This window comes from Phycisphaerae bacterium (genome assembly GCA_018003015.1).
In the GTDB taxonomy this organism is placed as follows: Bacteria; Planctomycetota; Phycisphaerae; order UBA1845; family PWPN01; genus JAGNEZ01.
Map to the genome: position 1 here is coordinate 1 of JAGNEZ010000111.1, position 12,119 is coordinate 12,119.

At 64.0% G+C, this 12,119-nt stretch carries 8 protein-coding genes; 5 read left to right on the plus strand and 3 right to left on the minus strand.

Annotation, left to right across the window (positions count from 1 at the left end; translation table 11 throughout):
- Window positions 1-1,162: 1,162 nt before the first annotated feature.
- The 5 genes from KA354_24235 to KA354_24255 all read left to right on the plus strand — a co-directional run bounded on the left by KA354_24235 (window position 1,163) and on the right by KA354_24255 (window position 5,924).
- Window positions 1,163-1,780 carry a rhodanese-like domain-containing protein gene (locus KA354_24235; GenBank protein MBP7937760.1) on the plus strand — a complete coding sequence of 206 codons (618 nt, stop codon included), beginning with the start codon at window positions 1,163-1,165 and terminating at the stop codon, window positions 1,778-1,780.
- Between the two features lie 384 nt (window positions 1,781-2,164).
- Window positions 2,165-2,626, plus strand: a complete 462-nt coding sequence (locus tag KA354_24240; GenBank protein ID MBP7937761.1) for a sulfurtransferase — start codon at window positions 2,165-2,167, stop codon at window positions 2,624-2,626.
- A gap of 258 nt (window positions 2,627-2,884) precedes the next feature.
- Complete coding sequence (locus tag KA354_24245) at window positions 2,885-3,319, plus strand: thioredoxin family protein (GenBank protein MBP7937762.1); 435 nt, start codon at window positions 2,885-2,887, stop codon at window positions 3,317-3,319.
- 109 nt (window positions 3,320-3,428) lie between these two features.
- Window positions 3,429-5,027: a radical SAM protein gene (locus tag KA354_24250; GenBank protein ID MBP7937763.1), complete on the plus strand. Its 1,599-nt coding sequence runs from the start codon at window positions 3,429-3,431 to the stop codon at window positions 5,025-5,027.
- A 207-nt stretch (window positions 5,028-5,234) separates the two neighbouring features.
- Window positions 5,235-5,924: an OmpA family protein gene (locus KA354_24255; protein MBP7937764.1), complete on the plus strand. Its 690-nt coding sequence runs from the start codon at window positions 5,235-5,237 to the stop codon at window positions 5,922-5,924.
- A 310-nt stretch (window positions 5,925-6,234) separates the two neighbouring features.
- On the opposite strand, the gene KA354_24260 is transcribed toward KA354_24255, so the two are convergent.
- From KA354_24260 to KA354_24270, 3 genes are all read right to left on the minus strand, one after another.
- Window positions 6,235-7,191: a mechanosensitive ion channel gene (locus KA354_24260; protein MBP7937765.1), complete on the minus strand. Its 957-nt coding sequence runs from the start codon at window positions 7,189-7,191 to the stop codon at window positions 6,235-6,237.
- Window positions 7,192-7,417: 226 nt separating this feature from the next.
- Window positions 7,418-8,911: an alpha-L-fucosidase gene (locus tag KA354_24265; GenBank protein ID MBP7937766.1), complete on the minus strand. Its 1,494-nt coding sequence runs from the start codon at window positions 8,909-8,911 to the stop codon at window positions 7,418-7,420.
- A gap of 101 nt (window positions 8,912-9,012) precedes the next feature.
- On the minus strand, window positions 9,013-12,119 hold a 3,107-nt coding region (locus tag KA354_24270), incomplete at its 5' end, for a hypothetical protein (protein MBP7937767.1).

Sequence of the window (12,119 nt, forward strand, 5' to 3'; positions counted from 1 at the left end):
CCTCAAAGTGAGTGATGCAGAACTGGGCCGACTCCACGTCAGGCCAGAGCCGTTTCACGGCGATTGGAACTACATAGTCTCGCCGCGACGGTAGAATCGTTCAGGTTATTTCTTTGCGGGCCCTTAGGGGTCCTCAATCGCAGCCAGCCGGTGCGGTCGGTTCACGCTGCGGTTCCGTCCCCGGGGTCCCCGGGATGATCCGGCTCACCGGGCCTGCGGATCATGGCGGGCCGTTGCTTTCCGGCCATGGGACTCCGGCGGCCGGCGAATTCCGGAGATCCGGGTGGTGGCTGCCGCCGCAGGAGATGTCGAGGCGAGGGTCCTCCGCGGCGGGCGGGAAGGCTTAGCTGGCTTGTGAGCATACTCGTCGCCAGGCACTGGGCCTGTGGTCGCAGGTTCGGCTGAGTGGCATGCCTGACGCCGGTCCAGGAGCTTCTTCCCGCCCGTCCTTCGGTCTCCCGCAAGACACCAGGGGGCAGCCGGTTCTACGGTGAAGGCCGGCTGTATCCATTATGGCGAAACGGGACCCTGAAGTCACGCACTTTTCTGGGGTGTCGCCAGGACCTTCTGGGGGAGAGCCGAGTGATCCGGTGGAGCCGCGACGTCCTGTGGGGAGCAGCTCGGTCGAGGCGTGCGTGATCTGACCGGGCTCATTGGTCCAGGTGGAGATGGGCCTGCCACGGTGTTCGTCGTGTTGATGGTGTACGGGCAACGACCCGCGGCCCGCGGAAGCGGTACGCATCACCTGCTCCGGCTGGGCCTGGTGACGGATTCGTGGAACAGGGGCTGTTGTGCCGCGAACAACGGCGCGAGCCCTCGGGCATGGTTGGCAGCCGGTGGTCGCTATACAATAATTCGGTGAAGCGTGGCGACCTGGCCGGGCGTGGTTGTCCGGGGATTGGTGGAGGAAGGTTCGCTGCCGTCCGCCGGCGCATCGGCGAGGTACAGGAAGAGATCCGCAAGGCGGCGAGGGTTGAAGGAGAGGCGGGGGCGTCGCCGCCTCCTGCTGCAAGGGTGGTTGTGGCCTTGGGCGCGGTTGGGATTGCCTGAGCACAATAGGAATGGGCGCGTTCTCGCCCGAGTTCGCGCGATGATCGAGTCTGTGGTTGTACCGTGGCGTGACGAAGCCGCTGGTGCCACAGCATCTGAGGTACATACCGGATTGAGTAATACCAAGTTTACGACGACGGTGAAGATGGCGGGTGTGGTCTTGTTCGCGTTGATGCCGGCTCTCGGTGTCAACCTGGGGTGCGGGAAGGACCAGGTTCATCTGGGTCGCAGCGAGGAGTCGCCATCGGGTGCAAGCGCGATATCGGGGACTCGCGGCGGGGGCGGGCCGGCGTCGGCGCCGAGCGGCCGGACGTCTGCGGGTGGCCAGAAGGTCGCGGGATCCGCCCACCATCCGGCCGATTTCCAGGTCGTGACCTTGGACGAAGTCCGGGAGCTGTTCGCCGATCCGAAGAACCAGAGCGGACAATACGTCTTCGTGGATGCGCGCGGCGACGAGGCGTTCGAGGCCGGCCATGTGCCGGGGGCGGTTCAATGCGACTATTGGCATGTAGGCACGCGCATCAATGCCGTGCTCCCGAGGATTCTCGGCGCGGAGAAGGTGATCGTGTACTGCCAAGTCAACGATTGCGAGGTTGGCCCGGGGCTCTGCCGGGCGCTGACCCAGATGGTTCAGGTCCCCTGGGACACCCTATACCTGTACAAAGGCGGCTGGGAGGAGTGGGTGGCTGCGAAGCTGCCCATTGAAACAGGTCGGGTGGACAATTCGTAGGCACGGTCCGGGGGCCGGCGCGCGGCTTCGACGATGCCTGGGTCTTGCTGGCGGGGCTTGCGGCCGCGGAGCGCTGTCATCGAGACGGGCGGGATGTGGGCCGTCGGGTTGTTGCGGAGCGATCTGGGCTCGAGAGCTCTCCACTGGGCGGTGCCCCCATGGCCTTGGTCGACGCTGGATCTTGACCGCGGAGCCATCGTCGGGTAGAAGGTGTGTTGGGTATGCGCCGTGAGCGGGCACGCCTTCTCCGTCGGGGCGTGAAGGGGCGATCGCGTGTTCGGCGGAGAGATCCGGAAGAAGAGGCAGATGCGCGGGCTGGCACTGGTCGTTTTACTTTCCTTGACGATGTGGGCGGGGTGTTCAACGTCTCAGGGTGTGGCCGGCGTGTCGGTTACGCCTCAGCAGGCGCTTGAGATGTGGCGTGCCGCGCCGGGGCGGGTGAATATCCTCGACGTTCGGACGCCGGCGGAGTACGTATTTGTCGGTCATGCGCCGATGGCCCGGAACATCCCGCTGGTGTTCGTGGCTCACAAGTGGGACGCCAAAGAGCGCAAGCCGGTCATCGAAGCCAATCCGCGCTTTGTCGCCGAGGTCAGCAGGTACTACAAGCCGGACGATGTGATCGTGATTATGTGTGCTGATGGCAAGCGTGGGGCGGAGGCGGCCCGGGCCCTGAAGGCCGCGGGTTTCATGCGGGTGCTGAACATGGAGGGCGGCTTCGACGGCGAGTATGCGGATGACTGTTCCGACTGTGGAATGGGCAAAGCGGTCAAGCCTGGATGGAGGAACTGTGGCCTGATCTGGACCCGGGCGGTGGATCGGGAGTCTTTTTACACGGTTGAGTGAGGCGCTGGTTTGGATTTGGCCGCAGGGTCGAGGCGTTGATATTGGCTCGGCCAGGTGTACTTGCGGCCGGAGGGGCCTTTGCCGGCGAGGCCGAGTTCTGTTCTGGTGATGCTGGACTGATTGTGATGGTGCCTTGAAAGGAATAAACGAATGACGTGTCAGACGTCCGCACTCGCTTTCGCCGTGTTATCGCATAATCGCAGACGGGCGGGTTGGGCTGGCTGGCGGCGCTTGGCGTCGGCCGCCGGTTTCGGTCTCATGGCTCTGACGGTTTTGACCGGCGGCTGCAGCAGCAGCCATATGACCGAGGTCAAGAGCACGGAACAGTTTCAGAAGCAGGTTATCCACGCAAAGAAGCCGGTGATGATGTTCTTCTTCAAGGGCGGATGCGCCACGTGCATGTTGCTCGAGCCGGCTCTGGAGCAGATGGCCAGCGAATACGGCGACCGGGCGATCTTCGCCAAGTACCACCTGATGAGCTTCTTCTGGATTCCGAACAATTCGGAGCTCAAGAACCGGTACGACGTGGTGGTCTATCCGACGGTGGTTCTATTCGTGGACGGGCAGGAGAAGAAGCGGTGGCTCATGCACTACGACATGAAGAGTTACCGCAAGACGCTGGATGAAGTTCTGGCCGCCCGGCAGACGGGTGCGGCCAAGGTGACGGCCGCACCAGCGCGGGGCAAGATGTGAGTTGCCCTGCCCGGGGCGAATCCCGGGGCGGCATGGCATTGTCAACCGCTGTTCCCCGGCGGTGATTACCGCCGGCGGGTTCGAACAGATAGAAGGAGAAGTGGCCAGCATGGAAGACGTGAACCTGGGCCTCTGCAATCAATGTCGTGCCCGTGTACCCTCGGAGTTCTTCCCGAAGGACGGTCAGATGTGGATTCGGAAGACGTGTCCGACGTGCGGCACGACGGAGTCGATGGTCAGTTCCTGCGCGCAAACCTGGCAGGCAAAGCGAGATTTGTGGCAGTATGTGCCCATGGAGCGGGTGGCGTGCCGCATGAACTGCGACCGCTGCGGGATCAATCACCAGCCCAACATTGTTTTCGTGGACGTGACCAATCGCTGCAACATGAACTGTCCGATCTGTATCGCCACCATCAAGGGCATGGGGTTCGATTTCAATCCGCCGATGGCCTACTTCGAGAAGCTGTTCGGCGAGGTGGCCCGACTGGAGCCCAAGCCGGTTGTTCTGCTGTTCGGGGGTGAGCCGACGGTCCGCAACGACCTGTTGGAGATCATCGCCACGGCCAAGAGAAACGGCCTGAGGCCCCATGTGGTGACGAATGGTATTCGGCTGGCGAACGAGGAGTACTGTCGGAAGCTCTGCGATTCGCTTGTTCCGTTTCGTTTCGGTTTCGATGGTCGCGATCCGGCGATTTACGAGAAGCTTCGTCATAACCGGTCGGCCTATGACAAGAAGATGAAGGCCCTGGCGAATCTGCGCAAGTACAGCCGGCGAAAGCACACGATCATTGCGACCGTTGGGAGAGGTTTCAACGACCAACATATCACTGATTTTTTCCAGTTCTGCCATGAGAATCGGGACCTGATCTCGGACGTTGGCATGATTCCTTTGACGGAGAATTGGCAGCCCGGGACGTTTGAAGCAGGTGTGCACACGACGATGGAGGATGTGGAGGAGATCGTCAAGCAGAGTATCCCGGGCGGGGAGGTCGAGTTCGTTCCCGCGGGGCTTTCCTATGCCCTGAGACAACCCCGTTCCTTCTTCCGCAAGAACCCGCGTTCCGAGGTCTTGTTGTTGGCCGGCGCAGCGCCGAACTGTGAGTCGATGACGCTGTTGATCTCGGACGGTAAGACTTACCGGGGCATCAACCGCTACTTGAGGAAGCCCTTCCATCAGGTGGTCGTGGAGCTTGCGGCTCTTTCGCGCAAGCTCGAGCCTTCGCTGGACCGTTTGGACCGCAACCGCTTCTTGCCGCGCCTTCGCGGGCAGGTGTTGGTTTTGTGGACCTTGCTGCCGTGGATGTTCTCGCGGATCAGGTTTGGTCGCCTGATCGGCAACCCGTTCTCGGCCCTGGGCCGGCTGATCTTCGGCCGGTCGTGCCGTCTTCCGGCCGGCGAAAAGGCCAAGCCGCGGCGAGCGCGGCGGGTACTTCGGGTGGCGATGCTGCCGTTCGAGGAGGAGCACTCGATTGACGCCGCGCGGCTGGAGAAGTGCAAGGGTGTTTTCGCCTACGAAGACACCGAGGATGGCCGGGTCAAGTACATTCCGGCGTGCCTCTGGTATCCTTACCGCAACCCGATCCTCGAGAAGCTCTCGAAGAAGTACGGCATCTGTCACCAGGGGGACGAGAAAGGGGTGTCGGAGGGTGGCTGCGATGGCGGGCCGACGCCGGATCGCCCGGCGCGTGAGGAGGTCGCCTGCGGATAGCGCGGGCGGGGAGACCTGCCCGATGGTCGGCCGGCATGGGGGCGGGTGGTTCGGGCTTAGAGGGAAGGATTTGGGGCGTGGGAGGAGGCTGCTGGCCTGTTCCAGGTCAGCGGGTTCTGTGGCTGGTCTTGCGTTGGCGGGCTATGGCCATTAAACTCCCGGCTTCTGTGGCGAGCGTTCCTGTCAGACTGACGCAAGGAGATGGCAATGTTCGGGTGCATGAAAGGTGCGACGCTGGTATCTGGGATCCTGCTGATGTTCGTGGCGACGGGGTGCTGTTGCGGTCTGTTCAACAAGCCTGCCGTCGAAGAGCCCGGTCCTGTCGTCGAGGCGCCCACGTATGTGGAGCCTTCGCCTGCACCCGCGCCTCCGCCGCCTGCGCCGGTGGCTCTGCCTGCGGCCCCTCCGCCGGCGTTGCCGCCGGCCGTCACCAAGTCAATTCAGGAACTGAGTGACAAGTATCCAGGGCTGTTCAAGTTCGACAAGGACAAAGGTCTCCTGCGGTTCAATGCAGATGCCATGTTTGACTCCGGTTCGTTCGTTGTGAAGCCCGAGGCCGAGGCCGCTCTCGGGAAACTGGCCAAGATTCTCAATGAAGAAGGGGCCAGGGATCGCAGCCTGACCATCATTGGTCACACCGACACTGATCCGGTGGTGAAGTCTCCGACGATTCGTGCCCTGAAGAAGCTCGGCAAGAGCGTGGACAACAACGGTTTGAGCGAAGCCCGGGCAGAGGCGGTAGCCGCGATTCTCCGAGCCGGGGCCGTTGACGCCTCGCGGATGGTTACCAAAGGCAGGGGCGAGGCCGAGCCGGTGGGGAACAACCGGACGGTCGAGGGCAAGGCGAGGAACCGCCGCGTCGAAGTTTACGTGACGCCCGCCAAGTCCGTGTCGTAAGGACGTTCTTGGGGCGGGATTCGGGAAGCGGGGGCGGACGGATACCCAGCATGGCCGCCGGGGCGCGGCGCGGTGTGATCGGTGGTGTGGGCTGGGGATTCGAGACCCGAGCAAGGTCGTCTGTCGCCCGGATGGGCAGTTCTCACTGTGGCCTCGTCGCCGCCCGGAGGATCCCGGGCGACTCGACGGCCGCCATCTCTTGTCACACAGCCCCGGCCGGCGGCAAGGCGCGTGGTGGTGCTCCGATCGCTGGAGGATGCTCCGTGGCGCGAGCGTAGCCAAGCTCAGGATTCCCAGCCCTGCGGCGAGATCAAACGGGGACGCCGTGATTCGTGATCGTTCCACCCCAAATCGACGAGTTTGGCACCGTGACGATATGTCCATCGGCATTCTTCAGCACCGTTGAGACGAGGGACATGGAGGCCACGCTCCCTTTCACGCCGGCCACGGTCACCGTGTCACCCATATCGTAGGGCCGATACAGCAGAATCATGATTCCGGCTGCGAAGTTGCTCAGGGTGCCCTGCAGGGCGAAGGCGATGACGAAGCCAGCGGCTCCCATCGCCGCCAGGAACGGCCCGATGTTGACTTCCAGCATGGACAGAGCGACCACAAAGCCGACGAAGAAGGTCACCTTACGTACGGTGTTCACGGTGAAGTCGCGCAGCAGGCTGGAGACGTTCTTGAAGGCGCCCATGGCGCGGAAGGTCACCTTGCCGAGGGCGCTGCCGAGGATCTTGAAGACGATCAGCGTGGCCAGGAACAGGAGGATGTTCTTCCCGTAGCGGAGCCCGCCCTCTGTGGACTTGAGCCAGTGGACGAGCGTGGTCCACAAGCCGCTGGCGTCGGTCATCTTGACCGCGATGCCCGAGACCGCGCTGACGTATGCGTCGTAGTCGGTGGTTGTGCCCCCCTTGGCTTTCAATGCGGCAAGGACGGCGTTGAGGCGGTCGATGAGAGCGGTGCGCTCTTCGCGAAGCTTGGCCACCGCCTCGAGGGTCTTTGTTTTCTCGTCCCCTTCGGCTTTGCCGGAGGCGATTTCGGCGGCGCTCATTTCGGTTGCCTTGCTCTGCAGGAGTCCCTGCCAGGCGTCGGCCTCGACGGCGAGCTGGGCCTTGGTCAGCGGTTTGGCCATCAGCTGGAGGTCGGAGACCGCTATCTTCGGGTCCGAGACGGTGGTTGGCTTTGGCGGTTCGGCGGCGACGCCGACGGCAACGAGCGACATGGATGTCGCGAGAGACAGCAGGACGGGGAAGTACATCTTCATGGTTCATCATCTCCGACAGAACGACGCCTCGAAGAAGACTCATCGCTGCACCACGCATCGCCTCTTTCTTCGCGGTCCCTAGGGCGGCCATGATACCACACCTTCTGCGAGGTTGTCTTCTCCCTGGGCGGCGTGCGTGGGGGCCCGTCTGGGTCGGGATGCAGCGACAGCGCGGCCGGCTCCTGCTTTTCGCTTGTCGGGGGTTCTGGATGTGGGCCGCTTCGCCTCACGTCTTGCCGCCGGTTCCGGCCGCGTCCGGAACGACTGGTTCCTGATAGAGGCCGAACTCGGAGAGTACCGGGCAGGCGGTGGCCTGGGTGACGCGCAGGCGCACCCTGCTGGTGGTCACTGAGCCGATGCGGAGCAGCCGCCGGTTGCCGATGCTGGTGGCCTTGGCGAACTCGTGCCATGTGCCGTCCTTCCACTGGTCCAGTGCAAAGGCCTCGACGCGCTGGCCGAGGGGCAGATACTCGCGAACATCCACGACGTTGAACGTGACCGGCCGGGTCATTTCGATCACGACCTCGGCGGAGGTTGTGCCGTCGTCCGCGGCCCAGCAGGTCGCGCGGTCGTTGTCGAGAAGGTTAGCCGGGCTGAACCGCTTCGTTGATCCTCCGCGTGTGCTGCTGGTAGTGGGGGCAGCGCCGGCGGCCAGGTTCCGCGCAAAGGTCTGGTCGAGGATTTGCCGGAACGTCATCAGGGACTTGATATCGTTCTCGTGGATCCGCCCGCGGCGGTCGGGTGGGAGGTTCAGATTGAGACAAGCTCCGCGCCCGACGGAGGCGTAGTAGATGTCGCACAGCTCGGTTGGGCTTTTGACCTTGCCGTCTTCGGCCGGGTGATAGAACCAGCCGGGGCGGATGGAGACGTCGCACTCTGCGGGCACCCAGGCGGTGCCGGGTCGCTCGCCGTTGAAGTTGCCTTCGGACGTGCCACCGGGAAACCGGCCGGGTTTCTTCAGATCGAGTGTGGCCCAACAGGGATCGCCGGCCTTGCCGGCCTCGTTTCCCACCCAGCGGGTGTCCGGCCCGGCATCGCTGAACATCACGGCCATGGGCATGATGTCGCGCACGATCTTCCAGGTGTTGGGCCAGTCGTAGTAGGTCCGGTTGTCGATACGGCGTGTTTCTCTTGCCCCACCGTAGTAGCCGCTGCCGCCGTTGGCGCCATCGAACCAGACGGTGAAGACTTCCCCGTAGTTGGTGAGCAGTTCGCGGAGCTGGTTGCGGTAGTAGGTCAGGTACTCGGGCCGGGCGTAGTCCTTGTGGTTCCGATCCCACGGGGAGAGATAAACGCCGAACCCCAAGCCGTGTCTGCGGCAGGCGTCGGAGATTTCCCTCACCACGTCGCCCTTACCGTTCTTCCATGGGGAGTTTTTCACGCTGTGTTCGGTATATCGCGAAGGCCAGAGGCAGAAGCCGTCGTGATGCTTGCAGGTCAGGATGAGCCCCTTCATTCCGGCCTTTCCGGCGACACTCGCGATCTGGTCGGCGTCGAAGGCGGTGGGGTTGAAGACTTTCTCGCTCTCGTCGCCGTTGCCCCACTCCCGGTCCGTGAAGGTGTTCACCGTGAAGTGGAGGAAACCGTAGAACTCCATGTCATGCCAGCGGAGCTGTCGCTCGGACGGGAGCGGGCCGAAGGGGGCCGGTGTTGCCGGATCGGTGGCTCCGAGGGGCAGCGCACACACCAGGACAGGGAGGGCCGGGACCAGTCTGTTCATGTTCATTTCTGCACCTTTCACGTGTCATCGACGCCCGCGGGCTGGTCCGCGCAGCGTCTTTGAGCCAGGGGGCGCTGACCGCGGGTCGGTGGGGCTCCTGGCTACTGGGGCCGCATGACCTCCACGGTCTGCAGCGTCACCGGGCCGAGCAGGCCGGCCGGAAGGAGCGGTGCGGTGTGATGGACAGCCGGGACGGCGATGAACGTCCGCCGCTGCGCCTGCGGGAGTGCCGCGTCTCCTGCCAACCGGTTGTTCCACGGGTTCACGACCTCTACTTCCAGAATGTTCTTTCCGGGCCGCACGGCTGAGGTGATTTCCATCCGCCAGGGAGCCATCCAGAGTGTGCCAAGCTCCTGGCCATTCAGGCGTACCGTGGCCAGATCGCGGACGCTGCCGAGATCGAGCCATAAGGCACTGCCAACTGGTCGTTCGGGCAGCTCGAACGTTTTCTGGTAGCTGGCCTTGCCCGAGTAGTGGCGAATCCCGTCCTCCGGACGCCGGATCCAATCCTCGAGTCGATCGAAGGCGATGTTCTCGGGGGCGCCCCATCCGGGGCTGAATCGCACCTGCCAGGGGCCGGCGAGTTCGGCGGGTTCGGCGACGGATGTGGCATCGAGCTTGAGCATGCGGCCGTCGCCCATGGTCAGTTCATACACGCCCTTCTGCCAGGCTCTCGCTTCCAGGTTTCCGTTTGGGCCGCGGGTGAGCTGAACTGCGCCGGCCGCCAGCGGCGTGATCGGGCGGGGCATAGCCTTCATCAGTTCAATGATCTGGGCTTCGCTGAGGGCTGCGGAGCGTTGCTCGAAGCTGCCGAGTTGTCCGCGGAAGGCCGTGTCGTCGCCCGGGTTCGTGCCTGCCGCCGAATGGACCACATAGCGGCTGTTGAGTCCGGTATGCACGTGTCGGCCGTTGAGATACAGGCTGGGCTGGCCGTCGCGATAGACGACGGTCACGTGGGTCCAGTCGGTCAAGCGGGCGGGGTGGACCAGGACTGGCGAGAAGTAGTTGGCTCCATGCTCAAAGACGCACACACCGTTTTGTCCGATGGCCAGGCCGCACCCCGCATGGTTGCCGTCTGCCGAGAACGTGTTTCCGTGGGGTGGGAAGAGTGCGTCATTGCGCGGTTCGGCCATGCCGTGGACGCCCTCGTTCATTTGCGGGAGCAAAGGGGTTTCATCCAGCGGCCTGGCCCACACGGACACGGTGAAGGTCTGCTCGGCGCTTGGGTTGACCGACGGGGCGGCATGTTGGGGCGACCGCAGTGCGGTGCTGAGCAGGAGTTCCCCGTCGCGGCGAACTGCGACCACGCGGTCTGCGGGCGGCGCCACCCCGGGCCTGAACACGACGAACACCGATCCGTGGGGGCCCAGATGGACCGCTACCCGGGTGCACTGGCCATCGTCATCGTAGACCGCTGGCCGCTCGATCCGGCCGCTGTCCGGCCACCAGAGCTCGGGAGTTCTGCCGGTCACGCGAAACGCGGCGGTGGTGGCAACGGCCTCCGCCCTGGGGTTGGCGACGAAGTAGATGTCTCCCTCCTGCGTTGCCCGGTGGGTGAAGCGCAGCCGGGTGCCGCTCGCGAAATCCGATCGCAGGCCGGTGCCAGTGAAGATGTCCTGGAGTGTCCGTCCCCAGATGATCCGGCCTTGGCCGGCCCGCCGCTCACCCGGTCTCTGGAAGTCGCCATTTCCCCACAGTTCTGCGGCGACCCGCCGGACGTCGGCATCACATTGGGGAAAGCCCGCCATACTGGGCGAACGTGTTGGCGGAGGGCCGAGGACGGTGGCTCCGGCCTGGACCAACTCGGCGATCTTCCGCACCACGGCCGGTCGCATCGTCGGCAGTTCGGGAAGGACGAGCAGCCGGTAGCTGGTTCCGTGTGGTAGGACGATGCGTCCGTCCTTCGCCGCGCACTTGTCGAGGATCACCTCGGCATTGATGTAGTCGAAGTCGTGGCCGGGCGGCAACTCGGGTTTGCGGAGCCCGGTCATCTTGGGGGTATCCTCGCCGATGAAGTAGGCGACATCGGCGACGCGTGTGCCCTGCTGGAGTAGGAAGCAGCATCGCCGCAGGTAGTCGATCCACGTCCGGCTGGCGTTGAACCAGGTGTTATGCCGGTTGAACTCCGTGCCGAACCAGGCGTTGATGCCTGGCACGCGATCCTCCCAAGGCTGCTGGATGTAGACATGGAGCACCAAGTGGTTGACGCCTTCGCAGAAAGACCAGTCGCCGCGTGCCTTCAGGGCCGAGGGGCTGTTCCGGAAAGGGGGGCCGCCGGTGAATGACTCGGCCGATACCACCGGTTTGCCGTAGGTATTCGCGGCCGAGGAGGCCGCTCGGCACTCGATCGAGCCCAGGTCGCCGTCGACCCAATACTCCCCGCCGATCCGATCCGACTGCCCGCCGTACTGTAGGAACTCGCCAGGGAAGCCCCAGTGTCCGTAGTTCTCGAGCCAGAGCTGCAGCCCGTGAGCGTGGCACAGATCGCGCAGTCCGCCGACGTAGTCTTGGGCGATATGATCGGCGACTAATCGCCGCAGGTCCCAGAGAAATCGCTCCGACTGATCCGCCGAGCCGAGGAGCCGGCCGGTGAGCACGGGCAACCACGGAATGGGATCGTATCCATATCGATCGCGGAAAACCTCGGCGAAGCCGTCGGTCCAGTTCTGTGATCCCATCTCGTAGCTGTCGGCGACGACGGTTCGGAAGGCCTGGCGATCCGCTGCAGGAATGCGGTCGAGTACGCGTCCGATGAAGGCCCTGAAGTGAGTCTCGGCCGCGCGGCGGTTCATCTTGTCGATTTCGAGGCCTTGGCCCTCGGGGGACGCCGGCGCGTTCCGGGTCCCCGTGGGCGTCATGCCAATTCGCAGGATGATCCACTCGCCGTCGGGGACTTCCCAACTCAGCGAGCCGTCCGGCCGGAGGTGCCTAGAGACGTCGGTCACGCCGTGGATCGGCACGACCAACTCGGGCCGCCCCGGCTCGGGCTGCGTGTTCCAGAGGTAGGTATCCCACATCGGCAGCGGAGTCGGGTGCATTTTGCCGAGTTGTTTCTCGACGTACGATTCGAGGCGGTCCGCACCCAGGGCCAGCGCGCATAGATAGGTAAGCTGGGAGGTCTGGCGCGATCGATTGGCATCGTGTATACCTTTCGCAAGTATGCCGTATGGAGCGGCGAGAGTCTCTTGCGAAAGGAGTCTGCCGATGG